The 23,594-nt window shown below is 72.3% G+C and carries 22 protein-coding genes; 5 read left to right on the top strand and 17 right to left on the bottom strand.

All coding sequences use genetic code 11. The features are described from left to right. Window positions 1-26: 26 nt before the first annotated feature. On the bottom strand, window positions 27-1,751 hold the full coding sequence (gene lysS / locus AB0C99_RS18110; protein ID WP_362475946.1) for a lysine--tRNA ligase: 1,725 nt from the start codon (window positions 1,749-1,751) through the stop codon (window positions 27-29). 207 nt (window positions 1,752-1,958) lie between these two features. Here lysS and argS point away from each other — a divergent pair, with 207 nt between their 5' ends. Further along, complete coding sequence (gene argS / locus AB0C99_RS18105) at window positions 1,959-3,728, top strand: arginine--tRNA ligase (RefSeq protein ID WP_362475944.1); 1,770 nt, start codon at window positions 1,959-1,961, stop codon at window positions 3,726-3,728. A 46-nt stretch (window positions 3,729-3,774) separates the two neighbouring features. Here argS and AB0C99_RS18100 read toward each other — a convergent pair whose 3' ends face one another. Further along, on the bottom strand, window positions 3,775-4,968 hold the full coding sequence (locus tag AB0C99_RS18100; RefSeq protein WP_362475942.1) for a helix-turn-helix transcriptional regulator: 1,194 nt from the start codon (window positions 4,966-4,968) through the stop codon (window positions 3,775-3,777). A gap of 292 nt (window positions 4,969-5,260) precedes the next feature. Here AB0C99_RS18100 and AB0C99_RS18095 point away from each other — a divergent pair, with 292 nt between their 5' ends. Then, window positions 5,261-5,938: a DUF4232 domain-containing protein gene (locus AB0C99_RS18095; RefSeq protein WP_362475940.1), complete on the top strand. Its 678-nt coding sequence runs from the start codon at window positions 5,261-5,263 to the stop codon at window positions 5,936-5,938. A gap of 24 nt (window positions 5,939-5,962) precedes the next feature. On the opposite strand, the gene AB0C99_RS18090 is transcribed toward AB0C99_RS18095, so the two are convergent. The 7 genes from AB0C99_RS18090 to AB0C99_RS18060 all read right to left on the bottom strand — a co-directional run bounded on the left by AB0C99_RS18090 (window position 5,963) and on the right by AB0C99_RS18060 (window position 12,773). Then, on the bottom strand, window positions 5,963-6,235 hold the full coding sequence (locus tag AB0C99_RS18090; protein ID WP_362476100.1) for a DUF1876 domain-containing protein: 273 nt from the start codon (window positions 6,233-6,235) through the stop codon (window positions 5,963-5,965). 37 nt (window positions 6,236-6,272) lie between these two features. Further along, window positions 6,273-7,280, bottom strand: a complete 1,008-nt coding sequence (hemB, locus tag AB0C99_RS18085) for a porphobilinogen synthase (RefSeq protein ID WP_362475938.1) — start codon at window positions 7,278-7,280, stop codon at window positions 6,273-6,275. Window positions 7,281-7,416: 136 nt separating this feature from the next. Then, complete coding sequence (locus AB0C99_RS18080; RefSeq protein WP_362475936.1) at window positions 7,417-9,087, bottom strand: bifunctional uroporphyrinogen-III C-methyltransferase/uroporphyrinogen-III synthase; 1,671 nt, start codon at window positions 9,085-9,087, stop codon at window positions 7,417-7,419. Further along, a complete protein-coding gene (gene hemC, locus AB0C99_RS18075) occupies window positions 9,084-10,070 on the bottom strand; it encodes a hydroxymethylbilane synthase (RefSeq protein WP_362475934.1) in 987 nt (328 codons plus the stop codon). Before hemC ends, AB0C99_RS18080 begins: the two co-directional genes overlap by 4 nt. Next, complete coding sequence (locus AB0C99_RS18070; RefSeq protein WP_362475932.1) at window positions 10,067-11,449, bottom strand: glutamyl-tRNA reductase; 1,383 nt, start codon at window positions 11,447-11,449, stop codon at window positions 10,067-10,069. The genes hemC and AB0C99_RS18070 overlap by 4 nt, the downstream gene beginning before the upstream one ends. Continuing rightward, on the bottom strand, window positions 11,446-12,225 hold the full coding sequence (locus AB0C99_RS18065; protein ID WP_362475930.1) for a redox-sensing transcriptional repressor Rex: 780 nt from the start codon (window positions 12,223-12,225) through the stop codon (window positions 11,446-11,448). The genes AB0C99_RS18070 and AB0C99_RS18065 overlap by 4 nt, the downstream gene beginning before the upstream one ends. A 272-nt stretch (window positions 12,226-12,497) precedes the next feature. Then, window positions 12,498-12,773 carry a glutaredoxin family protein gene (locus AB0C99_RS18060; RefSeq protein ID WP_362475928.1) on the bottom strand — a complete coding sequence of 92 codons (276 nt, stop codon included), beginning with the start codon at window positions 12,771-12,773 and terminating at the stop codon, window positions 12,498-12,500. A gap of 106 nt (window positions 12,774-12,879) precedes the next feature. On the opposite strand from AB0C99_RS18060, the gene AB0C99_RS18055 reads away from it, so the two are divergent. The 3 genes from AB0C99_RS18055 to AB0C99_RS18045 all read left to right on the top strand — a co-directional run bounded on the left by AB0C99_RS18055 (window position 12,880) and on the right by AB0C99_RS18045 (window position 16,552). Further along, window positions 12,880-13,839, top strand: a complete 960-nt coding sequence (locus tag AB0C99_RS18055; protein WP_362475926.1) for an HAD-IB family hydrolase — start codon at window positions 12,880-12,882, stop codon at window positions 13,837-13,839. A 435-nt stretch (window positions 13,840-14,274) separates the two neighbouring features. Further along, window positions 14,275-15,066 carry an ECF subfamily RNA polymerase sigma factor, BldN family gene (locus tag AB0C99_RS18050; protein WP_362475924.1) on the top strand — a complete coding sequence of 264 codons (792 nt, stop codon included), beginning with the start codon at window positions 14,275-14,277 and terminating at the stop codon, window positions 15,064-15,066. Window positions 15,067-15,352: 286 nt separating this feature from the next. Next, window positions 15,353-16,552, top strand: coding sequence for a DUF5667 domain-containing protein (locus tag AB0C99_RS18045; protein ID WP_362475922.1), 1,200 nt, complete (start codon window positions 15,353-15,355; stop codon window positions 16,550-16,552). Between the two features lie 78 nt (window positions 16,553-16,630). Here AB0C99_RS18045 and AB0C99_RS18040 read toward each other — a convergent pair whose 3' ends face one another. The 8 genes from AB0C99_RS18040 to AB0C99_RS18005 all read right to left on the bottom strand — a co-directional run bounded on the left by AB0C99_RS18040 (window position 16,631) and on the right by AB0C99_RS18005 (window position 23,463). Continuing rightward, complete coding sequence (locus tag AB0C99_RS18040) at window positions 16,631-17,653, bottom strand: lysophospholipid acyltransferase family protein (RefSeq protein WP_362475920.1); 1,023 nt, start codon at window positions 17,651-17,653, stop codon at window positions 16,631-16,633. Between the two features lie 13 nt (window positions 17,654-17,666). Next, the gene (locus AB0C99_RS18035) at window positions 17,667-18,719 is read right to left on the bottom strand and encodes an NAD-dependent epimerase/dehydratase family protein (RefSeq protein WP_362476098.1); all 1,053 of its coding nucleotides are present in this window, start codon (window positions 18,717-18,719) and stop codon (window positions 17,667-17,669) included. A 148-nt stretch (window positions 18,720-18,867) separates the two neighbouring features. Continuing rightward, complete coding sequence (locus AB0C99_RS18030) at window positions 18,868-18,966, bottom strand: AURKAIP1/COX24 domain-containing protein (RefSeq protein ID WP_003948845.1); 99 nt, start codon at window positions 18,964-18,966, stop codon at window positions 18,868-18,870. 151 nt (window positions 18,967-19,117) lie between these two features. Continuing rightward, window positions 19,118-19,327 carry a helix-turn-helix domain-containing protein gene (locus AB0C99_RS18025; RefSeq protein ID WP_046910004.1) on the bottom strand — a complete coding sequence of 70 codons (210 nt, stop codon included), beginning with the start codon at window positions 19,325-19,327 and terminating at the stop codon, window positions 19,118-19,120. Between the two features lie 127 nt (window positions 19,328-19,454). Next, complete coding sequence (locus AB0C99_RS18020) at window positions 19,455-20,270, bottom strand: phosphatase (RefSeq protein WP_362475918.1); 816 nt, start codon at window positions 20,268-20,270, stop codon at window positions 19,455-19,457. Between the two features lie 146 nt (window positions 20,271-20,416). Further along, window positions 20,417-21,595 (bottom strand): acetoin utilization protein AcuC, encoded by a 1,179-nt coding sequence (locus AB0C99_RS18015; RefSeq protein ID WP_362475916.1) that lies wholly within the window; start codon window positions 21,593-21,595, stop codon window positions 20,417-20,419. Then, a complete protein-coding gene (locus AB0C99_RS18010; protein WP_362475914.1) occupies window positions 21,564-22,772 on the bottom strand; it encodes an MFS transporter in 1,209 nt (402 codons plus the stop codon). The genes AB0C99_RS18015 and AB0C99_RS18010 overlap by 32 nt, the downstream gene beginning before the upstream one ends. A 43-nt stretch (window positions 22,773-22,815) precedes the next feature. Continuing rightward, window positions 22,816-23,463 (bottom strand): HAD family hydrolase, encoded by a 648-nt coding sequence (locus AB0C99_RS18005; RefSeq protein ID WP_362475912.1) that lies wholly within the window; start codon window positions 23,461-23,463, stop codon window positions 22,816-22,818. Between the last annotated feature and the right edge of the window lie 131 nt (window positions 23,464-23,594).

The following is a 23,594-nucleotide window of genomic DNA, read 5'->3' as shown; positions in this document are numbered from 1 at the left end:
GCGGCCTTCGTGCCGTTCGTTACGCGTTACGCGCCGAGGAGCTTGCGCACCCGGTCCGCGCCGACGGCGAGGAGCAGGGTGGGCAGGCGCGGGCCGGTCTCGCGGCTGACCAGCAGCTTGTAGAGCAGGGCGAAGAAGGCGCGCTGGGCGAGCTTCAGCTCCGGGGTCGGCTTGGCCTCGGGGTCGAGGCCGGCCATGACCTTCGGGACGCCGTAGACGAGCGTGGTGAGCCCGTCGAGCGACCAGTGGCTGTCGAGGCCCTCCAAGAGCAGGCGCAGCGACTCGCGGCCGTCGTCGTCGAGGGAGCCGAGGAGCTCGGTGTCGGGCTCCTCGCGGACGATGGTGCGCTGGTCGGCCGGGACCTGGTTGGTGATCCAGCTCTCGGCGCGGTCGAGGCGGGGGCGGACCTCGTCGAGGGAGGAGACCGGGTTCTCCGGGTCGAGCTCGGTGAGGATGCGCAGGGTCTGCTCGTCGTGTCCGGCGGTGACGTCCACGACGGAGGCCAGCGTGCGGTACGGGAGCGGGCGGGGCGTCCGGGGGAGCTCGCCGGCGGCCGTGCGGGCGGCGCGGCTGTGGGCGGCGGCGTCGGCGGGGAGCACGGTGCCGTCGGCGACCTTGGCCTCCAGCTTGTCCCACTCGTCGTAGAGCCGCTGGATCTCCTGGTCGAAGGCGATCTTGAAGGACTGGTTGGGCTTGCGGCGGGCGTACAGCCAGCGCAGCAGCTGCGGCTCCATGATCTTCAGGGCGTCGGCCGCGGTGGGGACGCCGCCCTTCGAGGAGGACATCTTGGCCATGCCGCTGATGCCGACGAAGGCGTACATGGGGCCGATGGGCTGGACGCCGTCGAAGACCTCGCGGACGATCTGGCCGCCGACGACGAAGGAGGAGCCGGGCGAGGAGTGGTCGACGCCGGAGGGCTCGAAGATGACGCCCTCGTAGGCCCAGCGCATGGGCCAGTCGACCTTCCAGACCAGCTTGCCGCGGTTGAACTCGCTGAGCTTGACGGTCTCGGCGAAGCCGCAGTTGGTGCAGGTGTAGGCGAGCTCGGTCGTCTCGTCGTCGTAGGACGTGACGGTGGTGAGGTCCTTCTCGCACCGGCCGCAGTACGGCTTGTACGGGAAGTAGCCGGAGGTGCCGCCGGAGCCGTCGTCCTCGGCGGCGGCGCCGGAGCCCTCCTCGGCCTCCAGCTCGGCCTCGTCGAGGGGCTTCTGCGACTGCTTCTTGGGGGCCTTCTTCGTCCGGTACTGGTCGAGGATGGCGTCGATGTCGCCGCGGTGCCTCATGGCGTGCAGGATCTGCTCGCGGTAGGTGCCGGCGGTGTACTGCTCGGTCTGGCTGATGGGGTCGTAGTCGACGCCCAGCTCGGCGAGCGACTCGACCATGGCGGCCTTGAAGTGCTCGGCCCAGTTGGCGTGGGGCGAGCCGGCGGGGGCCGGGACGGAGGTCAGGGGCTTGCCGATGTGCTCGGCCCAGGACTCGTCGATGCCCTCGATACCGTTCGGCACCTTGCGGTAGCGGTCGTAGTCGTCCCAGGAGATGAGGTGGCGGACCTCGTGGCCCCGGCGGCGGATCTCGTCGGCGACCAGGTGCGGGGTCATGACCTCGCGGAGGTTGCCGAGGTGGATGGGGCCGGACGGGGAGAGGCCGGAGGCGACGACGACCGGTTTGCCAGGCGCACGTCGCTCCGACTCGGCGATGACCTCGTCCGCGAAACGGGAGACCCAGTCGGTCTCGGTGCTGCTCTGAGCCACGGTCGGTACGTCCTTCTTCCTGGATTCCTGGATTCTCTGATGCCTGAGAACGCCTTGCAGCCTTGCTTCAGTCATTGTCCCAGACGGAACGGGGCGCTCCGAGGTTGTCCACAGGCGTGGAAAACACGTTGCTGCCCCGTGGGACACTTGACAAGCGAAATAGTCCACCGGACGTCCTCCGGACAGCCCCTACAGGAACGGAAGCTCATGGCCTCGGTCCCTTCCCTCGCTTCGACCGTGCAGCAGCGCCTCGCGGACGGCCTCTCGGCGGCTCTGCCGGACGCCGGTTCCGCCGACCCGCTGCTGCGACGAAGCGACCGGGCCGACTTCCAGGCCAACGGGATCCTGGCGCTGGCGAAGCGGCTGAAGGGCAATCCGCGTGAGCTGGCGACGCAGGTCGTGGCGGCGATCCCGGAGAACGACGTGCTGAAGGAGATCGAGGTCTCGGGCCCCGGCTTCCTGAACATCACGGTGACGGACGAGGCGATCGTCCGGACGCTGGCCGCGCGCGCGGCGGACTCCCGGCTGGGTGTGCCGTTCAACCCGTCGGCGGGCACCACGGTGATCGACTACGCGCAGCCGAACGTGGCGAAGGAGATGCACGTCGGGCACCTGCGGTCGGCGGTGATCGGCGCGGCGATGGTCGAGATCCTGGAGTTCACGGGCGAGACCGTGGTCCGGCGGCACCACATCGGCGACTGGGGCACCCAGTTCGGGATGCTGATCCAGTTCCTGATCGAGCACCCGCACGAGCTGGACCACGCGGCGGACGGCGAGGGCGCGGAGGTCTCCGGCGAGGAGGCCATGTCGAACCTGAACCGGCTGTACAAGGCGTCCCGCGCGCTGTTCGACTCCGACGAGGAGTTCAAGGCGCGGGCGCGGGCGCGGGTCGTGGACCTGCAGGCGGGTGACGAGGAGACGCTGGCGCTGTGGCAGCGGTTCGTCGACGAGTCGAAGATCTACTTCTACTCGGTCTTCGACAAGCTGGACATGGACATCCGGGACGTCGACGTGGTCGGCGAGTCCGGGTACAACGACATGCTCCAGGAGACCTGCGCGCTCCTGGAGGAGTCGGGGGTCGCGGTGCGCTCGGAGGGTGCGCTGTGCGTGTTCTTCGACGACGTGAAGGGCCCGGACGGCAACCCGACCCCGCTGATCGTGCAGAAGTCCGACGGCGGCTTCGGTTACGCGGCGACGGACCTGTCGGCGATCCGCGACCGGGTGGGCAACCTGAAGGCGTCGACGCTGCTGTACGTGGTGGACGCGCGCCAGTCGCTGCACTTCAAGATGGTCTTCGAGACGGCCCGCCGGGCCGGCTGGCTGAACGACGAGGTGAAGGCCGTGCAGCTGGCCTTCGGCACGGTCCTCGGCAAGGACGGCAAGCCGTTCAAGACCCGTGAGGGCGAGACGGTCCGGCTGGTGGACCTGCTGGACGAGGCGATCGACCGCGCGTCGGCCGTGGTCCGCGAGAAGGCCCAGGACCTGTCGGAGGCGGAGATCGCCGAGCGGGGCGCCCAGGTGGGCATCGGCGCGGTGAAGTACGCGGACCTGTCGACGTCGGCGGCGCGGGACTACAAGTTCGACCTGGACCAGATGGTCTCGCTGAACGGCGACACCTCGGTGTACCTGCAGTACGCGTACGCGCGGATCCAGTCGATCCTGCGGAAGGCGGGCGACGCGAAGCCGGCCGCTCACCCGGAGCTGACGCTGGCGCCCTCGGAGCGTGCGCTGGGCCTGCACCTGGACTCGTTCGGCGAGCTGGTCCAGGAGACGGCCGCGGAGTACGCGCCGCACAAGCTGGCCGCGTATCTCTACCAGGTGGCGTCGCTGTACACGACGTTCTACTCGGAGTGCCCGGTCCTGAAGGCCGACACCCCGGAGCAGGTGGAGAACCGCCTCTTCCTGTGTGACCTGACCGCCCGCACCCTGCACCAGGGCATGGCCCTGCTGGGCATCCGGACGCCCGAGCGCCTCTGACGGGCCCCGCCGAGTGACGCCGCAGGCCCCGCCGGGGTCTGCGGCGTCACTGGTTGACGACCCAGGCCCCCTTCTGGGGCCAGTAGCCGAAGACGGGGCGCCCGGCGATGGCGGTGGTGCGGAACAGCTGCCCGCCGTCGTCCACCCGGATCGTCCCGTGCCGCTCGCCGCTGCTCCAGGCCAGCTCCAGGTACCAGGAGGCGGCGGTCTCCTCGGTGTGGACGTCCAGGTTGAGGACCTGGGGGTCGCCGGTGGACACCTTGTACGGGAAGTCCTTCGCGGGCACCACCCGGTCGCCGTCCTGTCCGGCGACGGGCTTGAGGTAGGGGCGCGGGGCGTCGAGGTCGACGTCGAAGGTCTGCGGGGTGACGCCGCTGCCGCAGCCGTCGCCCATGGAGTACACGGTCCCGGCCTGCGGCTCGCCGCGCTGGGCGACCCGCACGTGCAGCCCGGTGAGGACGACGGGCGCCTGGGTGCCGCCGGTCACGGTGAGCTGGAGCTGCATGTGCCCGCCGTCGGTCCCGCCGAGCGCGCGGGCCCAGCCGCGGGTGTCCTGGGGCGCGGGCGGCGGCGGCACGCTGCCGGGCCGCTGGTCGAGCACGTAGTACTGGCCGCAGGGCTCGGCCCAGTTGTACGAGCTGATGCCGACGCTCAGCGGCGCGGGTGACGCCCCGGCGTCCGGGGCCCCGGCCGCGCCGCCCCGGTCGTCGCCGCCGCGGTCGACGAGGAGGGCGACGGGGACGGCGAGCGCGACGACCCCGAGGGCGGCGAGCCCCACGAGCGCCCGCTTCCGCGCGCGGGAGGGCCCTCCGGCACCCCCGGCGCCCTCGCCACTCCGCGTATCGCTCCCCGTACCGCTCCCCGTATCGACGCCTTCTGCGAAGCCGCCCGCCGAAACCTCCCCGACCGGCTCCACGCCCGCGCCACCGCCGGGTTCGTCCCTCCCCACGCCCGCACCACCGCCGGGTTCGTCCCGCTCCCCGTCCCTCCCCCGCCGCCGCGCCTCGTCCGCGAGGATCCAGGCCCGGTGCAGGGCGACGAGCTCCTCGCGGCCGGCCCCGCAGAGCCGGCCGAGGCGCTCGACGGGGGCGAAGTCGGTCGGGACGGCGTCGCCGTTGCAGTAGCGGTGCAGGGTCGAGGTGCTGACGTGCAGCCGCTTCGCGAGGGCGCCGTAACTGAGCCCGGAGCGTTCCTTCAGTGCGCGCATCAGCTCCGCGAAGCCGTCCGCCGGCGCCCCCATCCGTATCCCCTCACCTCTCGCACGTCCCGGGAACGCGTTCCAGGGAAGGGTCGTTTCCCCAGGTCACAGCAGGTGTGGGCGTTCCAGCGTCCCCCATTGTCCCGTGCCGATTGCGCGGGGACCGCCGCGACCCGCAGCGTATGAGCCATGCCGAACAGCCGCGTCGTCGACGCCTTGGCCGTAGCGGTGCTGATCGCCTGCACGGCGGTCGTGATCGCGCTGCTCCACCAGCACTGACCCGCACACGCCACCACCCGCCAGCAGCCACCAGCCATCAGCCACGGGGACCCTCATGCGTACGCTCGCCCTGCCCGTCACCGCCTTCGCCGCGGTGCTCGCCCTGACCGCCTGCCAGTCCTCGGACTCCGCCGAGGCCGACGCGAAGCCGCTCCCGGCCACCCAGCCCGCCTCGGCGAGCCGCACGAGCGCCCCGCCGGCGGCCTCGGCCCCGGCCACGGAGCCCCCGGCCGCCACGCCCGCCCGCACCACGAAGCCCGCCGCCACCCCCACCACGCGAGCCACACAAGCCACGCCCGCCACGGCGCCCGCACCCGCCGCGCCCGCCGCCACCCGCCCCTGCACGGTGCCCGGCACGAAGATCGTGGCGAGCAGGGTCAGCCGCCCCGTCAACCACCTGGCGCTCACCGTCACCAACGTCGGCAAGCGCCCCTGCAACGCCCTGAACGCGCCCTTCGTCGGCTTCGACGAGCCGCAGGCCGCGATCCGGACCGTGGAGGAGAGCAAGCCGCAGGCGGTGGTGACGCTGATGCCGGGCGAGTCGGCCTACGCCTCGCTGATCCTGACCGGCGAGCCGGGCCCGGACACCCACGGCCGGACCATCCGCACCATCAAGGTGAGCCTGACCAGGAACGACAGCACGACGGTGGCGGCGCCGAGCGGCACGTTCGCCGACGACGGCGCCGCCGTGTCGTACTGGCAGCGCACCCTGGAGGAGGCACTCGCGTACTGAGGGGCCAGGTCCGGGCCCGCGTCCTCAGCGGTTGATCGGATAGGAGCTGCGCCCGGAGGCGTCGTCGATCTCGGCGTGGGCCTTCTGCAGCAGCTGCGAGGCGAGGTCCATGAGCGCGCGGGCCCCCGCGATCTCCTCCCCGACCCGCAGCTGATCCGGGTCGGAGGGATGGCGGCTGGCGTTGCCGTGGGCGCGGAACTCGGTGCCGTCACCGAGCCGCACCATGGCCGCCGCCCGCGTCCGGTCGCCCTCCTCCCGGAACTCCATCTCGACGTGCCATCCGACGAGCGTGTTCATCATGAGGACCACCTCCGCGGGGGTACCGGTCGGCTACCTATCCAGAGTGCGCCGCCCCCAGCTTCCGCGCGACCTCCGTCGCCCAGTACGTGAGGATCATCTGGGCGCCGGCCCGGCGGATGCCCGTCAGGGTCTCCAGGATGGCCTTGTCGCGGTCGATCCAGCCCTTCTCGGCCGCGGCCTCGACCATCGCGTACTCGCCGCTGATCTGGTAGGCGGCGACGGGCACGTCCACGGACTCGGCGACCTTGGCGAGGACGTCCAGGCAGGGCCCGGCGGGCTTGACCATGACCATGTCCGCGCCCTCCGCCAGGTCGAGGGCGAGCTCGCGCATCGACTCGCGCAGGTTGGCGGGATCCTGCTGGTAGGTCTTGCGGTCGCCCTGGAGGGAGGAGCCGACGGCCTCGCGGAAGGGGCCGTAGAAGGCGGAGGAGTACTTGGCGGTGTACGCCAGGATCGACACGTCCTCCTTGCCGATGGTGTCGAGGGCGTCGCGGATCACGCCGACCTGGCCGTCCATCATGCCGGAGGGGCCGACGACGTGGACGCCGGCGTCGGCCTGGACCTGGGCCATCTCGGCGTACCGCTCCAGGGTGGCGTCGTTGTCGACGCGCCCGTCGGTGTCGAGGACGCCGCAGTGGCCGTGGTCGGTGTACTCGTCCAGGCACAGGTCGGACATGATCACGAGCTCGTCGCCGACCTCGGCGCGCACGTCGCGGATGGCGACCTGGAGGATGCCGTCGGGGTCGGTGCCGGCGGTGCCCGCGGCGTCCTTCTTGGTGTCCTCGGGCACGCCGAAGAGCATGATCCCCGAGACCCCGGCGGTGACGGCCTCGACGGCGGCCTTGCGGAGCGTGTCGCGGGTGTGCTGGACGACGCCGGGCATGGCGCCGATCGGCACGGGCTCGGTGACGCCCTCGCGGACGAACGCGGGCAGGATCAGGTCGGCAGGGTGCAGCCTCGTCTCGGCGACCATGCGGCGCATGGCGGGAGTCGTCCGCAGCCGGCGCGGGCGCGCGCCGGGAAAGGATCCGTACGAGTTCATCCCCCGAGGCTACGCCCGCACGTCCGGTGCGGTTACCGACACCGTGTTGCCGCCGGTGTCGCCGCAGATGTCGCCGCCGGTACGCGAAAGGGGCGCGGGTCCCGGGAGGGTCCGCGCCCCTTTCGGGCGGCTCACATCACGTGGTCCGGCGGCGTCGCGCCCCGGGCCTGCGCTCGCTGGGCCGGGTCACCGGGTCGCCGGCCTCCAGGGCGGCGGCGCGGCGGCGGAGGCCGAAGTCGGCGAGGGCCTCGGCCAGCTTGTGGACCGACGGCTCGGGCGACAGGACGTCGACGCGCAGGCCGTGCTCCTCCGCCGTCTTGGCGGTGGCGGGGCCGATGCAGGCGATGACCGTGACGTTGTGCGGCTTGCCGGCGATGCCGACGAGGTTCCGCACGGTCGACGAGGAGGTGAAGAGCACGGCGTCGAAGCCGCCGCCCTTGATCGCCTCGCGGGTGTCGGCCGGCGGCGGCGAGGCCCGTACGGTCCGGTAGGCGGTGACGTCGTCGACCTCCCAGCCGAGCTCGATGAGCCCGGCGACGAGGGTCTCGGTCGCGATGTCGGCGCGCGGCAGGAAGACGCGGTCGATCGGGTCGAAGACCGGGTCGTACGGCGGCCAGTCCTCCAGGAGGCCGGCGGCGGACTGCTCGCCGCTGGGCACCAGGTCGGGCTTGACGCCGAAGTCGACGAGGGCGGCGGCGGTCTGCTCGCCGACCGCGGCGACCTTGATGCCGGCGAAGGCGCGGGCGTCGAGCCCGTACTCCTCGAACTTCTCCCGGACGGCCTTGACGGCGTTGACCGAGGTGAAGGCGATCCACTCGTAGCGTCCGGTGACCAGGCCCTTGACGGCCCGCTCCATCTGCTGCGGGGTGCGCGGCGGCTCGACGGCGATGGTGGGCACCTCGTGCGGCACCGCGCCGTAGGAACGCAGCTGGTCGGAGAGCGAGGCGGCCTGCTCCTTGGTGCGCGGCACGAGGACCCGCCAGCCGAAGAGCGGCTTGGACTCGAACCAGGAGAGCTGGTCGCGCTGCGCCGGGGCGCACCGCTCGCCGACCACGGCTATCGCCGGGCGGTGGCCCTCGGGGGAGGGGAGCACCTTGCCCTGCTTGAAGACCTGGGCGATGGTGCCGAGGGTGGCGGTCCAGGTGCGCTGGCGGGTGGTGGTGCCCGCGATGGTCACGGTGAGCGGGGTGTCGGGCTTACGGCCCGCCGACACGAGTTCACCGGCCGCCGCGGCCACCGAGTCGAGGGTCGCGGAGACGACGACGGTGCCGTCGGAGGCGCCGACCTCGGACCAGCAGCGGTCGTCGGCGGTGCGGGCGTCGACGAAGCGGACGTCGGTGCCGTGCGCGTCGCGCAGCGGGACGCCGGCGTAGGCGGGGACGCCGACGGCGGTGGCGACGCCGGGGACGACCTCGAAGGCGATGCCCTCGGCGGCGCAGGCGAGCATCTCCTGACCTGCGTTTCCGTCGAGGCCGGGGTCGCCGGTCACCGCACGCACGACCCGCTTGCCGCCCCGTGCGGCCTCCATGACAAGATTGGTCGCATCCCTCAACACGGGGACACCGACGGTTGTTGACGCGTCGTCAATGACCGTCAGCTCAGGCGTGCTCACACCTGCGCGGGCATGGCCGCGAACGACTTCGAGCACCTCCGGCTCGGCGATCAGTACGTCCGCGCCGGCCAGGGCCTCGACGGCCCGGAGCGTCAGGAGCCCGGGGTCGCCCGGGCCTGCGCCGAGGAAGGTGACGTGACCGTGGCCGAAGACGGCGGCGGACGCGGGGCTGGTGGTCGGGCTGGTGGGGTTCAAAGTGCTCGCTCCCCCATAAGACCGGCCGCACCCTTGGCGAGCATCTCGTCCGCGAGTTCGCGTCCGAGTGCCACCGCCTCGTCGTGCGAGCTGGGTACGGGACCGGTGGTGGACAGCTGCACCAGCGTCGAGCCGTCGGTGGTGCCGACGACGCCGCGCAGGCGCATTTCGGTGACAACCTGCCCGTGACCGGGGTCGTCGGCCAGCAGGTCGGCGAGCGCACCCACGGGTGCGGAACAGCCGGCCTCCAGGGCGGCGAGCAGGGATCGCTCGGCGGTCACGGCGGCCCGGGTGAGCGGGTCGTCGAGCTCGGCGAGCGCGGCGACGAGAGCGGCGTCGGACGCCAGGCACTCGACGGCCAGGGCCCCCTGGCCGGGGGCGGGCAGGACCGAGTCGACCGACAGGTGGTCGAGCGACAGGGAGCCGGTGAGCTCCTCGGTTCCGCCGATGCGGTTGAGTCCGGCCGCGGCGAGTACCACCGCGTCCAGTTCTCCGCTGCGTACATAGCCGACGCGGGTGTCGATGTTGCCCCGGATCGGTACGGTCTCGATGGTCAGGCCGTGGCTGCGCGCGTACGCGTTGAGCTGGGCCATGCGGCGCGGCGAGCCGGTGCCGACGCGGGCGCCCGCGGGCAGCCGGTCGAGCGTGACCCCGGGGCCGGCGACGAGCACGTCGCGCGGGTCCTCGCGGCGCGGGATCGCGGCCAGCACCAGGTCGGGGTGCTGGGCGGTCGGCAGGTCCTTGAGGGAGTGCACGGCGAAGTCGACCTCGCCGGCGAGCAGCGCGTCGCGGAGCGCGGCGACGAAGACGCCGGTGCCGCCGATCTGCGCGAGGTGCTCGCGGGAGGTGTCCCCGTACGTCGTGATCTCCACGAGCTCGACGGGGCGGCCGGTCGCCTGCCGTACGGCGTCGGCCACGTGTCCGGACTGGGCCATGGCGAGCTTGCTGCGCCTGGTCCCGAGCCTCAGTGCCCTCTCGGTCATACTCGCCCTCGGTTCTTGACGTCGCCGTCGTTCAGGTCGGCCCGGCTGACAGAGGCAACCGTCTCCGGGTCGAGGTCGAAGAGTGTCCGCAGTGCGTCCGCGTACCCGGCGCCGCCGGGCTCGCTGGCGAGCTGCTTGACGCGCACGGTCGGCGCGTGCAGGAGCTTGTCGACCACGCGGCGCACGGTCTGGGTGATCTCGGCGCGCTGCTTCTCGTCGAGGCCGGGGAGCCTGCCCTCCAGGCGGGCGACCTCGCCGGCGACCACGTCGGCGGCCATGGCGCGCAGGGCGACCACGGTCGGCGTGATGTGGGCGGCGCGCTGGGCGGCGCCGAAGGCGGCGACCTCGTCGGAGACGATGGTGCGGACCTGGTCGACGTCGCCGGCCATGGGCGCGTCGGCGGCGGCCTCGGCCAGGGACTCGATGTCGACGAGGCGGACACCGGGCATCCGGTGGGCGGCGGCGTCGATGTCGCGGGGCATCGCGAGGTCGAGCAGGTACAGCGGCGCGGTGCGGTCGCGCAGCGCGGCCTCGATCTCGTCGCCGGTGAGGACGAGGCCGGTGGCGCCGGTGCAGGAGACGACGATGTCGGCACGTGTCAGTTCGTCGCCGACGGCAACCATCTCGACCGCGCGCGCGGCGGCGCCGCTTCCGCCGGGCTCGTGGAGGATCTCGACGAGCCGGTCGGCGCGGGCGGCGGTGCGGTTGGCGATGACGATCTCGGCGACGCCGGCCCGCGCGAGGGTGGCGGCGGCGAGCGAGGACATCGATCCGGCGCCGATGACGAGGGCGCGCTTGCCGCGGGCCCAGGTCTCGACGTCGGCGGCGGCATCGCGGCCGTCGGCGGCGGTGCCGTCGGCGAGCTGCTGGAGCCCGAAGGTCACGAGCGACTGCCCGGCCCGGTCGATGCCGGTCTCGCTGTGGGCGCGCTTGCCGACCCGCAGCGCCTGCTGGAACAGGTCGTTGAGGAGCCGGCCGGCGGTGTGCAGGTCCTGGCCGACGGCGAGGGCGTCCTTGATCTGGCCGAGGATCTGGCCCTCGCCGACGACCATGGAGTCGAGCCCGCAGGCCACCGAGAAGAGGTGGTGGACGGCCCGGTCCTCGTAGTGCACGTAGAGGTAGGGGGTGAGCTCTTCGAGGCCGACGCCGCTGTGCTGGGCGAGCAGCGTGGACAGCTCGGCGACCCCGGCGTGGAACTTGTCCACGTCGGCGTAGAGCTCGATGCGGTTGCAGGTGGCGAGCACGGCGCCCTCGGCGGCCGGTTCGGCGGCGAGGGTGTCGTGGAGCAGCTTGGCGCGGGCGTCGCTGGAGAGGGAGGCCCGTTCCAGGACGCTGACGGGGGCGCTGCGGTGGCTGAGGCCGACGACGAGGAGACTCATGCCGGCATCACGGCGGGCATGTCCCCGTCAGGTCCCTTGCGCTCGCCCTCGCCGGTGGCGCGGCCGGCCGACGGCACGGCGGCGGGGGCCTCGGCCGTGTCGGCGCCGGGCTCCTCGCCGGCCTTGCGCTGCTCGTGGAAGGCGAGGATCTGCAGCTCGATGGAGAGGTCCACCTTGCGCACGTCGACGCCGTCGGGCACGGACAGGACGGTCGGGGCGAAGTTCAGGATGGAGGTGACCCCGGCGGCGACGAGCCGGTCGCAGACCACCTGGGCGACCCCGGCGGGGGTCGCGATGACGCCGATGGAGACGCCGTCCTCGGCGACGATCTTCTCCAGCTCGTCGGTGTGCTGGACGGGGATCCCGGCGACCGGCTTGCCGGTCATGGCGGGGTCGGCGTCGATCAGCGCGGCGACGCGGAAGCCACGGGAGGCGAAGCCGCCGTAGCCGGCGAGCGCGGCGCCGAGGTTGCCGATGCCGACGATGACGACGGGCCAGTCCTGGGTGAGCCCGAGCTCGCGGGAGATCTGGTAGACGAGGTACTCGACGTCGTAGCCGACACCGCGGGTGCCGTACGAGCCCAGGTAGCTGAAGTCCTTGCGCAGCTTCGCGGAGTTGACTCCGGCGGCGGCCGCGAGCTCTTCGGAGGAGACCGTGGGCACGGAGCGCTCCGACAGCGCCGTGAGGGCACGCAGATACAACGGAAGACGGGCGACGGTGGCCTCGGGAATGCCTCGGCTACGGGTCGCCGGTCGGTGAGTTCGGCCAGTTGCCACGGTGCTCCTGCGGGATGAGCGGGGCTGCAGGCGGCCGTGTGTCCCAGGACCGCCCCGTCGAATGCAGGCTATGTCTTTGTGAACGCGTGCACAAAGATGGTGTCCGTTTTGTCTGGCCAAAGTGACCGGGGTCACGCGGCCGGTTCGCGATGGTACGGAACCACGGACGACGTCAGAGCGTTGGGAACCCGAAGGGGGCAAAACCGCACACTCTCCTCACGACGCCGCCCCCGAAACCCAACAAAACGTCCATGATGGTAGCCGTCTTTCGGTCACGCACCCAGTTCGCGCCGGAGCCGTCCGGCATCCACCCGCCAGAACGTGTGCTGCTCACCGTCGACCAGGACCACGGGGATCTGCTCCCAATACGCCCGGTAGAGCTCCTCGTCCTGACTGATGTCCTTCTCCTCCCAGAGTGCCCCGGTCTCGGCGCAGACCGCCTCCACGACCGCCCTGGCGTCGTCGCACAGATGGCATCCCGGCTTCCCGATCAGCGTCACCGTGCGCGGACCGGCCTTCTTCTTCGCTCGTCCGAACATGGCGTCCATTCTGCGCGGCCCGCGCGGGCCGGGTCACACGCACGGCGCCCACTGTTCACACCACGGCATCCCCACAAGTCGGGAAGTACCGAACAGACTGGCTATGCTCAACGGCATGGCCGCACTGGGATGGCTCACCCCCCGTAGGCGCTCCGCCACCGCGCGCAGCGTCCTGGCAGGCGAGGCCGCCGCCGAGGCGGCCCGCAAGACCTCGCAGCAGCTGGAGCGCGAGAGAGAAGAGGAGCAGCGGGAGGCCGCCGCCGCCGAATCCGCGCCCGCCGAGCCCGAGTTCCCCGTCGCCGGCGACACCCGCGCCGCCGCCTTCTTCGACCTCGACAACACCGTCATGCAGGGCGCCGCGATCTTCCACTTCGGCCGCGGCCTGTACAAGCGCAAGTTCTTCCAGCGCCGCGAACTCGCCCGCTTCGCCTGGGCGCAGGTCTGGTTCCGGCTGGCCGGGGTCGAGGACCCCGAGCACATGCAGGAGGCCCGCGACAGCGCCCTGTCCATCGTCAAGGGCCACCGCGTCTCCGAGCTGATGTCGATCGGCGAGGAGATCTACGACGAGTACATGGCCGACCGCATCTGGCCCGGCACCCGCGCGCTCGCCCAGGCGCACCTGGACGCGGGCCAGAAGGTCTGGCTGGTCACCGCCGCCCCGGTCGAGACCGCCACGATCATCGCCCGCCGGCTCGGCCTCACCGGCGCGCTCGGCACCGTCGCCGAGTCCGTCGACGGCGTCTACACCGGGCGCCTGGTCGGCGAGCTGCTGCACGGCCCCGCCAAGGCCGAGGCGGTCCGCGCGCTGGCCGCGGCCGAGGGCCTGGACCTCGCCCGCTGCGCCGCGTACAGCGACTCGCACAACGACATCCCGATGCTCTCGCTGGTCGGGCACCCTTACGCGGTGAACCCGGACACCAAGCTGCGCAGGCACGCGCGGGAGCGCGACTGGCGGCTGCGGGACTACCGGACCGGCCGCAAGGCCGCCAAGGTCGGCATCCCGGCCGCCGCGGGTGTCGGCGCCCTCGCGGGCGGCACGGCCGCCGCGCTCGCGATCCACCGCCGCCGCCGCTGAGCCGCGGCCGGAGCCGCCGCCCCGGCGTGTCGCGCCGCCTGCCGATACGTTTCGGCTGCGATCATCCGGGACAACCCGGGACCAACCCGGCTCACCCGTACGTGGTCGAACACCCACGCGCGCGCGGCCCCCGCTCATTCGCCGCCCCCTGCCCGGCAGCGGCCCCGATCACTCACAGGTCCCGTACTTGAGCACAACCCAACTCACCCCCGGTCACACTCGGAAGTAATCCGATCAACAACCGGTCACAAATTGCGACTCATTCCGCCTGTAAGCAGTAACAGATACGACGGAATCGATGATTTGAGCAACTGGGTGTAGCGCTGCCTGTACGAAGCGTTATTCTCCTCAGACGCACAAGGGACCCCACACGTCGCCACGACGAGTGAACGGTCCCGCACTGCACGTGATGGAAGCTCTGCCTCTGGGAGTCCCGTGTACCCACACGTCGGGGTTGACGCCTCGGGCCTGGCTACGCTGCGCGCAACGGTCCTCGACCACTTGCGCGGCTTCGTCCCCACCGCGTACGCCGGCCTCGCACCCGCATTCGCCTTCGCCGGACCGGCACCCGTCGGTCCCTGCTACGCCCTGGCCGAGAGCGGTGCCGCTGTCGGCAGACGCGGCACCCGGAGCGGCGCGGGGACCTCGACCACCGCCCGCCGGCCCACCGCCGACAGCGACAGCGCCCGCATGATGGACCTGGTCGAACGCGCCCAGGCCGGCGAGGCCGACGCCTTCGGCCGGCTCTACGACCAGTACAGCGACACCGTCTACCGCTATATCTACTACCGCGTCGGCGGCAAGGCGACGGCGGAAGACCTCACCAGCGAGACGTTCCTGCGCGCCCTGCGCCGGATCTCCACCTTCACCTGGCAGGGCCGCGACTTCGGCGCCTGGCTCGTGACGATCGCCCGCAACCTCGTCGCCGACCACTTCAAGTCCAGCCGCTTCCGGCTGGAGGTGACCACCGGCGAGATGCTCGACGCCAACGAGGTGGAGCGCAGCCCCGAGGACTCCGTCCTCGAATCGCTCTCCAACGCCGCCCTCCTCGACGCCGTCCGCCGCCTCAACCCCCAGCAGCAGGAGTGCGTGACCCTGCGCTTCCTCCAGGGCCTGTCGGTCGCCGAGACCGCCCGGGTCATGGGCAAGAACGAGGGCGCGATCAAGACCCTCCAGTACCGGGCCGTCCGCACCCTGGCCCGGCTCCTCCCGGACGACGCCCGCTGAGCGCCGCGCGCCCCCCCACACGCGCGGCGCCCCCAGGGCGCTCCCCCTCCCCCCACATCCCCACTACCCGAGACCAACTCACAGTCGGTGACGCCTCGATGACGCACTGGTCCGATCATCTTTCGCGCGTAACCCAAGTGCCGCGCCGCTCGTTGTGCGAAATGCAGGCTCCCTGTGGTCACGCCGTGGCCGTCTCCACTCACTCTTTCGTGTGGATGCGCTCAAGGCGTGCAACCTCCCGAACCCCTCGGGGAGTCGACCGTCATGACGAGAGGAGGTGCCGCCAGTGATCGCGAACGTATCGGCGCACCGGCGGGCGAACGCCTTCGCCCAGGCCCTGGACGACCGGACGCCCGAGGGCCCGGCGGCCGAGCCGTCCGAAGCGACCGCGGAGCCGGCCGAACAGGGACGGCTCCTGGCCCTGGCGAACGGCCTCGGCGAACTGCCCAAGCCCGTGCTGGACCCCGAGGTCAAGGTGGTGCAGCGGGCCCAGCTCGTCGCCGCCATGGAGGCGATGTTCGCGGAGGGGACCGCGGCCGCGGGACCCGTCGTACCCGAGCAGCGGACGGCCGGCGGCCGGGGAGCCCACCGGGCCTCCCCGCTCCGCAAGCTCCGCCCGCGATCCCGTTGGACCAAGGGACTCGCCGCCGGCGGGCTCACCGTCGGCGTGGCCGCGGGCGCCTTCAGCGGCGTCGCCGCGGCCAGCTCCGACGCCCTCCCCGGCGACTCCCTGTACGGGCTGAAGCGCGGCATGGAGGACCTGAAGCTGGGCATGGCCGACGACGACGCCGACCGCGGCGGGATCTACCTCGACCAGGCGTCCACGCGCCTGAGCGAGGCCCGCAGGCTCATGGAGCGGGACCGCGCCGGCGCCCTCGACCACGAGTCGCTGGGCGAGATCCGGCGCGTGCTCAGCGGCATGGAGCACGACGCCTCCGAAGGGCACCGGCTGCTCCGCCAGGCATACGAGCGGGACGGCGAGATCGGCCCCATGGCCCGGCTGAACTCCTTCGCCCAGTCCCACCGCGCCACCTGGGACGGCCTCCGCGACCGGCTCCCGGTCCAGCTCACCGACGTGGGCAACCAGGTGAACGACGTCTTCGACGCCATAGACCACGAGGTCGAGCCGCTCCAGTCCGTCCTCCCGCGTACCCCCGAGCGCGGCGCGATCGGCTCCGGCGGCCCGAGCACGCCGCGACACGCCAAGCCCACCGACCCGCAGCACCCGCGCACCACCCCGGCCGCACCCCCGACCGCGGGCGACACCAGCACGCCCCACCCCTCGGGCTCCGGCACCGGGACCGGGGCGCCCCAGGACGAGGGCCTCCTCGGCGGAAGCACGGGCGGCCTGCTCAACCCGCCCCAGGGCGGCCAGCACACCCTCCCGACCGACGACCCGACCCCACCCACCCCCGACGTCACGATCCCGCCGATCCTCCCGGGCCTGCTCCCCGGCCTCGGCATCAACAGCGAGGACGTGAAGTAACCCCGGAGCACCCGGAGTACGGGGAAGGGGGCACCGCCCAGGCCGGGCGGCGCCCCCTTCCCCGTACGGGCGGCGGACTCAGAAGAACACCGACCGCCGCTGCACCAACAGCTTGTACAGCGTGTGCTGGATCTGTTCGCGGACCTGGTCGGTCAGGTTGAACATCAGCATCGGGTCCTCCGCCGCCTCCTGCGGATACGAGTCCGTCGGGATCGGCTCGCCGAACTGGATCGTCCACTTCGTCGGCAGCGGCAGCGCCCCCAGCGGCCCCAGCCACGGGAAGGTCGGCGTCAGCGGGAAGTACGGCAGGCCCAGCACCCGCGCCAGGGTCTTCGCGTTCCCCAGCATCGGATAGATCTCCTCCGCGCCCACGATCGAGCACGGCACGATCGGCACGCCCGCCCGCAGCGCCGTCGACACGAAACCGCCCCGCCCGAAGCGCTGCAGCTTGTACCGCTCGGCGAACGGCTTCCCTATCCCCTTGAAGCCCTCGGGCATCACCCCGACGATCTCCCCGGCCCGCAGCAGCCGCTCCGCGTCCTCCGCGCACGCCAGCGTGTGCCCCGCCTTGCGGGCCAGCTCGTTCACCACCGGCAGCATGAAGACCAGGTCCGCCGCGAGCAGCCGCAGGTGCCGGCCCGCCGGATGGTGGTCGTGCACCGCCACCTGCATCATCAGGCCGTCCAGCGGCAGCGTCCCGGAGTGGTTGGCCACCACCAGGGCCCCGCCGTCCTTCGGGATGTTCTCGACGCCCTTCACCTCCACCCGGAAGTACTTCTCGTACACCGGGCGCAGCAGCGACATCAGGACCTGGTCGGTGAGCTCCTCGTCGTAGCCGAACTCGTCGACCTCGTAGTCGCCCGTCACCCGCCGCCGCAGGAACGCGAGCCCGCCCGCCAGCCGCCGCTCCCAGCCGCCCTGCCCCGCCGCCGGGACCGGCTCAGGGGCCGTCTCCGGGGCCACCTGGGTCTCCGGGGCCCCGGCGGGGGGCTGCTGCGCCGGCAGCGCCCGTACGGCCGCCTCGCCGCCGCCGCGGGCCGGGGGCCTGCGGCGGGCCCGCGAGCGGTCGTCGTCGAACGGGATGACCTTGGCGTCCGCCATCGGGATCTGGCTCCTATTCCGCGGGCTGGGAGGTCGAGGCGGGGGCGAGCCGCCCGGCGAGCCGGTCCACGGCCCCCGCGAGCAGCTCCGGCGGCAGCAGGCCGGGCCCCCGGGCCGCCGCGAAGTCCGCGAAGGCCCCCGCCGTCGAATACCGGGGGTCGAAGCCGAGCGTCTCGCGCATCTGGACCGTGGAGACCACCCGGCCATGGGTGAGCAGCCGGATCTGCTCCGGCGAGAAGTCGGTGATCCCGACCGTGCGCAGCGCCTGCCCGACCCAGGTGACCGCCGGCAGCAGCACCGGCACCGTCGGCCGGCCCAGCCGCCGCGCGCACTGGGAGAGCAGCAGCACCCCGTCCCCGGCCACGTTGAACGTGCCGCTGTTCAGGGTGGCCCGGCGCGGCTCGCGCGAGGCGATCTCCAGCACGTCCATCACGTCGTCCTCGTGGACGAACTGCAGCCGGGGGTCGTAGCCGAGGACGGTGGGCAGCACCGGCAGGTCCAGGTACTCGGCGAGCGGGGAGTCCACCCGTGGCCCGAGGATGTTCGCGAAGCGCAGCACGCACACCGCGACGTCCGGGCGGCGCCGGGCGAAGCCCCGTACGTACCCCTCGACCTCGACCGCGTCCTTCGCGAAGCCCCCGCTCGGCAGCGACTTCGCCGGCGTCGTCTCGGTGAACACCGCCGGATCGCGGGGCGCGGCCCCGTACACGCTGGTGCTGGACTTCACCACCAGCCGCTTGATCCGCGGCGACTTCTGGCAGGCGCCGAGCAGCTGCATGGTGCCGATGACGTTGGTCTCCTTGACCGACGTCCGGCCGCCGGAGCCGAGGGGCGTCCCGGTGACGTCCATGTGGACCACCGTGTCCACGTCGTGCTCGGCCAGGACCTTGGCGATCGCGGGCTGCCGGATGTCCGCCCGGACGAAGTCCGCGCCGCCGAGCGGATGCGGGGAGTCGACCGCGTCGACGGCGATCACCCGGCCGACCTCGGGGTCCCGCCGCAGGCGCCGTACGAAACGGGCGCCGAGGTGCCGGGCCGCACCGGTGACGAGCACGACCTTGCCCAAGAGGAGCGCCTTCCGTCGGTCTTCCATCGGTGTTCCGCTGACCGCCACCGTAGCGCCTCGACATTTCGGCACGATAAAAGCGTGGCCCCCCACCGGAGAACCGGTGGGGGGCCACGCCGACGCGAAACGCCGTCTTTACAGCTGTCGCCTACTTCTTGTTGCGACGCTGAACACGGGTGCGCTTGAGCAGCTTGCGGTGCTTCTTCTTAGCCATCCGCTTACGCCGCTTCTTGATAACAGAGCCCACGACTACCCTCGCTCACTTCTCGGAACATCCCCGCGCCAGCGGGGATCGGTGCGGGGCGTCTGGGCCCACACGACCTACGAGGGGCTAGCCTACCGCCCCGAACGACCCGCTCGTAATCCGAGGGCGAAACCGGACTCGGGACACGCGCTCGCTACGCGGTCGCCACCCCCACGAAGGACTCCCTGAGGTACTCGTGAACCGCCTGTTCCGGCACCCGGAAGGACCTGCCCACCCGGATCGCCGGCAGATGACCGCTGTGCACCAAGCGGTACACGGTCATCTTCGAGACGCGCATCACCGAGGCGACCTCCGCCACGGTCAGAAACTTCACCTCGTTGAGAGGCCTGTCGCCAGCAGCCATGACCCACCTGTACCTTCCGCACACGACGCGCACCGGCTTCCCCTCCGGTGACTCTTCGTCGCTGAGCGCTCACGCCCAGACTAGGGGCGTGTGGTACGAGTGGGGAAGAGGAGCTGCCACTGACCGTTTACCGTGACAGACACGCTCGATTGAGTACATAGCGAGTGAGTGGACGGTAGTAGTCCGCGCGGACCGCGTCATCAAGCGGAACGGCCACGGACACCTGCCCCTCGGCCTCCCCGACGAACAGCGCGGGATCATCCGTATCGGCAAGCCCGATGGCCTCGATACCCAGCTGACCTGCCCCGCAGACCCAGCCGTGGTCCCCCACCACCAGCTCCGGCAGCGGCCAGCCGCCCTCGGCCGCACCCTCCAGGACCGCCCTAACCGGCAGCGGCGAGTGCGAGTGCGCCCCGGTCTCACGCCCTGCGGCGGACAGCTCCCGCTCTCGCACCATCGCGACCCCCCGTACGTAGTCCACGAGGTACGTACGTACGCCGAACCGGGTCGTTATGTCGACACATCTCCCCTGCGCCGGGGTGAGAACAAGACAGCCAGCCGCCGACAAAGCGTCTGCGAGCGTGGCGTAGAAACCGAGCAGTCGGTGCGGATGCCCCGTGCCGAACAGCACCGGAGCCCGCCGCCCCGCCGCCTCCCCGAGCCGCGCCGCGAACGCCGCCAGCGCCCCCAGCGTCCGCTCCGGATCGATCACGTCGGGCCCCGACCGGTGCGCCGGATCCCCCGACACCCCGCACCGCTCCGCCATCAGCCGCAGCAGCTCCGCCTCGCCCCAGCCGCGCCCCGGCTCGATCCCCAGGGTCACCCGGGGATCCCCCGCCGCGAACAGCCGATAGCTCCGCAGACTCGTCTCCCGCGGGGTCGCCACCGTCCCCGCCAACCCCGCCGCCAACAGATGCGCCCGCAGCGCCCCGGTACTCAACACCCTCCCGATGCTGCCGGAACGCTCCTGCCGCCGAGCGAAAACCCCGCGCACACCGCACAGTTGGCGTAACACCCACACACGGGTCCAGACACGGGGCCACGACCGGCCACGACCGGCCCCCGACCGGCCCCCGACCGGCCCCGGCCTCAGACCAGCAGCCCCCGCAGCGGGAACACCGCCCGCCGGGTCGCCAGCACCGCCTGGTCCAGCCGGTCCGCCGGGTCGTAACCCGCCGCCCAGTCACGCCAGTCCACCGGCCACCGCCCGTCCGTCATCCGCGCCGGCGCCAACTGCCGCGTCCGCGCGTACGCCTCGTCCCGCCACGAGGACGGGATCACCGACTCCGGCTCCACCGGCGCGTGCGCCGCGATCCCCACCAGATGCGTCCACGACCGCGGCACCACGTCCACGACCGCGTACCCGCCCCCGCCGAGCGCCACCCACCTGCCCCCGTCGACATGCTCGTGCGCCAGCGCGTGACACGCCTCCTGCACCGCCCGCTGCGCGTCCAGCGACACCGCCAGGTGCGCCAGCGGGTCCTCGAAGTGCGTGTCCGCCCCGTGCTGCGTCACCAGCACCTGCGGCCGGAAATCGGCGATCAGCTCCGGCACCACCGCGTGGAAGGCCCGCAGCCACCCCGCGTCCGCCGTCCCCGCCGGCAGCGCCAGGTTCACCGCCCCGCCCTCGCCCGCGCCCGGCGCGCCCGTCTCCTCCGGCCAGCCGGTCTGCGGGAACAGCGTCCGAGGGTGCTCGTGCAGCGAGATCGTCAGGACCCGCGGATCGTCCCAGAACGCCGCCTGCACTCCGTCCCCGTGGTGCACGTCCACATCCACGTACGCGACCCGCTCGGCGCCCAGCTCCAGCAGCCGCGCGATCGCCAGCGAGGCGTCGTTGTAGATGCAGAAGCCCGCCGCCGCCCCCGGCATCGCGTGGTGCAGCCCGCCCGCGAAGTTCACCGCGTGCGCCGCGTCCCCGCGCCACACCGCCTCCGCCGCCGCCACCGACTGCCCGGCGATCAGCGCCGACGCCTCGTGCATCCCCGCGAACGCCGGATCGTCCACCGTCCCCAGCCCGTACGCCTGGTCGGCCGCCCGCGGATCCGCCGACGCCGCCCGCACCGCGGCGACGTAGTCCTCCCGGTGCACCAGCCGCAGCGTCGACTCCCCCGCCGGCTTGGCCGCCACCACCTCCACGGCCCGGTCGAGCCCGTAGGCCCGCACCAGCCCCATGGTCAGCGCCAGCCGTACCGGGTCCATCGGGTGCTCCGGACCGAAGTCGTAGCCCGTGACAGCTTCATCCCACATCAACAGTGCGTGACCGCTCATGCGAGCCACCGTAGCGGGCCTTCTCCGAGCCGAACGACGTGGCGTACACCACCGTCACCAGGACCAGCACCAGCGGCACCAGCATCGCCCCGCGATAGCTCCACGCGTCCCCCAGCGCGCCCACCAGCGGCGAGCCGACCAGGAATCCCACGTAGTTGAAGACGTTCAGCCGCGCCACCGCCGCGTCGCTCGCCGCCGGGAACATCCGCCCCGCCGCCGCGAAGGTCTGCGGCACGATCACGCTCAGCCCGAGCCCCAGCACCGTGAACCCGGCCATCCCCGCCCACGGCCCCGGCGCCACCGCCACCACCGCGAACCCCAGCGCCGCCAGCACCGCCCCGCACCGCACCACCAGCACCGCGCCGAACCGCCGCACCCCGAAGTCCCCCACGGCCCGCCCGAGCAGCGTCGTCACCATGTACGCGTTGTACGGCACGGTCGCCAGCTCCTCCGAGGAGCCGAGCACGTCCTGGAGGTACTTCGCCGACCAGTTGGAGACCGTCGAGTCCCCGATGTACGCGAAGGTCATCACCAGGCACAGCGGCAGCAGCATCCGGAACACCACGCCCCCGCCGGCCGCCGCGCCCTCCTCCGGCTCTCCGTCCGCCGGCCCCGGCTCCCCGGCCACGTACCACCGGCTCCCCACCAGCACCACGGGCAACAGAGCCGCCACCACCGGCAGATAGGACACGAACAGCGACAGGTGCCAGTGCGCCCCCACCCAGGCCAGCGAGGCGCCCACGATGCCGCCCAGGCTGTACGTGGCGTGGAAGCCGAGCATGATGCTCCGCCCGTACGCCCGCTGGAGGCTCACCCCCAGCATGTTCATGGAGGCGTCCAGCGCGCCGACCGCGAGCCCGAACACCCCGAGGGCCACCGCCGCCTGCCACAGCTGCGAACCCGCCCCCACGCCGAGCAGCGCCAGCAGCACCACCGGCTGCGCCCAGCGCAGCACCACGGCGGGCCCGACCCGGGCCACCAGCTTCTCCGTGAGCACACTGGCCACACCGGCCAGCACCGGCACCGCCGCCAGGAAGAGGGGCAGCAGCCCGTCGGAGATCCCGTACCGGTCCTGGATCGCCGGTATTCGGGTCACGAGCAGGGCGAAGGTGACCCCCTGCACGAAGAAGCCGACCGCCAGAGATCCCCGCCCACGCCGCAACCGCGCATCCGTCATGGCGGCACAGCGTAGGGCCGGGACCTACTCAGCGGTAGATGGATCACATCCCCAATGTGGCGGGCAGCTCGTCCATCGCCCCGAAGTACCCCGTGGCCCCGGCCAGCCGCTCCCGCGGCATCATCGCCGTGTACCCGTATACGTCCATCCCGGCGGCCACGGCGGCCTGGACGCCGAGCGCGCTGTCCTCGACGACCGCGCACCGCTCCGGGGGCACGCCCATGCGGGCGGCGGCGTGGAGGAAGAGGTCGGGCGAGGGCTTGCCCCGGCCGACGTCCTCGGAGCTGAACACGATCCCGTCGCGGAACCAGACGTCGAGCCCGGTCTTCCGGTGCCCGATCCGGATCCGCTCGTGGCTCCCGGAGGACGCCACGCAGTACGGCACCCCCGCCTCGGCCAGCCCCTTCAGCACCTCGGCGGCGCCGGCGACGGGCTCCAGCTCCCGCTGGAAGCCGTCGAAGACCCTCCGGTTGAAGACCTGGTCGAACTCCGCGGGCAGCCGCCGCCCGGACCGCTCCTCGACGAGCTCGTGGATCCGGTGCATCGCCGACCCCATGAAGTCCCGGATCGATTCCTCGTACGTGGTGGGGTGCCCGAGCTCGGTGAGGTAGCCGGCCAGGATCGTGTTGGAGATCGGCTCGCTGTCCACGAGCACACCGTCGTTGTCGAAGATGATCAGGTCATAGCCCATGACGACCACCCTAAACGCAGAAAAGCCCCGCACCAGAAGGTGCGGGGCTTTCCCACAATGATTGTTCGGCGGCGTCCTACTCTCCCACAGGGTCCCCCCTGCAGTACCATCGGCGCTGAAAGGCTTAGCTT

Origin of the sequence: Streptomyces sp. NPDC048659 (assembly GCF_040650575.1) — a bacterium.
Taxonomy (GTDB): Bacteria; Actinomycetota; Actinomycetes; order Streptomycetales; family Streptomycetaceae; genus Streptomyces.
This window is presented reverse-complemented; position numbering and strand designations above follow the sequence as displayed.

Excerpts from the sequence above, each read along its gene's own strand:
- AB0C99_RS18025 (WP_046910004.1), bottom strand. The coding sequence starts at position 19,327 with ATGGCTGCTGGCGACAGGCCTCTCAACGAGGTGAAGTTTCTGACCGTG.
- hemB (WP_362475938.1), bottom strand. The coding sequence starts at position 7,280 with ATGAACTCGTACGGATCCTTTCCCGGCGCGCGCCCGCGCCGGCTGCGG.
- AB0C99_RS18100 (WP_362475942.1), bottom strand. The coding sequence starts at position 4,968 with ATGGGGGCGCCGGCGGACGGCTTCGCGGAGCTGATGCGCGCACTGAAG.
- AB0C99_RS18010 (WP_362475914.1), bottom strand. The coding sequence starts at position 22,772 with ATGACGGATGCGCGGTTGCGGCGTGGGCGGGGATCTCTGGCGGTCGGC.
- AB0C99_RS18040 (WP_362475920.1), bottom strand. The coding sequence starts at position 17,653 with ATGGCGGACGCCAAGGTCATCCCGTTCGACGACGACCGCTCGCGGGCC.
- hemC (WP_362475934.1), bottom strand. The coding sequence starts at position 10,070 with ATGACCGAGAGGGCACTGAGGCTCGGGACCAGGCGCAGCAAGCTCGCC.
- AB0C99_RS18015 (WP_362475916.1), bottom strand. The coding sequence starts at position 21,595 with ATGAGCGGTCACGCACTGTTGATGTGGGATGAAGCTGTCACGGGCTAC.
- AB0C99_RS18060 (WP_362475928.1), bottom strand. The coding sequence starts at position 12,773 with ATGGACGCCATGTTCGGACGAGCGAAGAAGAAGGCCGGTCCGCGCACG.
- AB0C99_RS18095 (WP_362475940.1), top strand. The coding sequence starts at position 5,261 with ATGCGTACGCTCGCCCTGCCCGTCACCGCCTTCGCCGCGGTGCTCGCC.
- AB0C99_RS18005 (WP_362475912.1), bottom strand. The coding sequence starts at position 23,463 with ATGGGCTATGACCTGATCATCTTCGACAACGACGGTGTGCTCGTGGAC.
- argS (WP_362475944.1), top strand. The coding sequence starts at position 1,959 with ATGGCCTCGGTCCCTTCCCTCGCTTCGACCGTGCAGCAGCGCCTCGCG.
- AB0C99_RS18055 (WP_362475926.1), top strand. The coding sequence starts at position 12,880 with ATGGCCGCACTGGGATGGCTCACCCCCCGTAGGCGCTCCGCCACCGCG.
- AB0C99_RS18070 (WP_362475932.1), bottom strand. The coding sequence starts at position 11,449 with ATGAGTCTCCTCGTCGTCGGCCTCAGCCACCGCAGCGCCCCCGTCAGC.
- AB0C99_RS18090 (WP_362476100.1), bottom strand. The coding sequence starts at position 6,235 with ATGAACACGCTCGTCGGATGGCACGTCGAGATGGAGTTCCGGGAGGAG.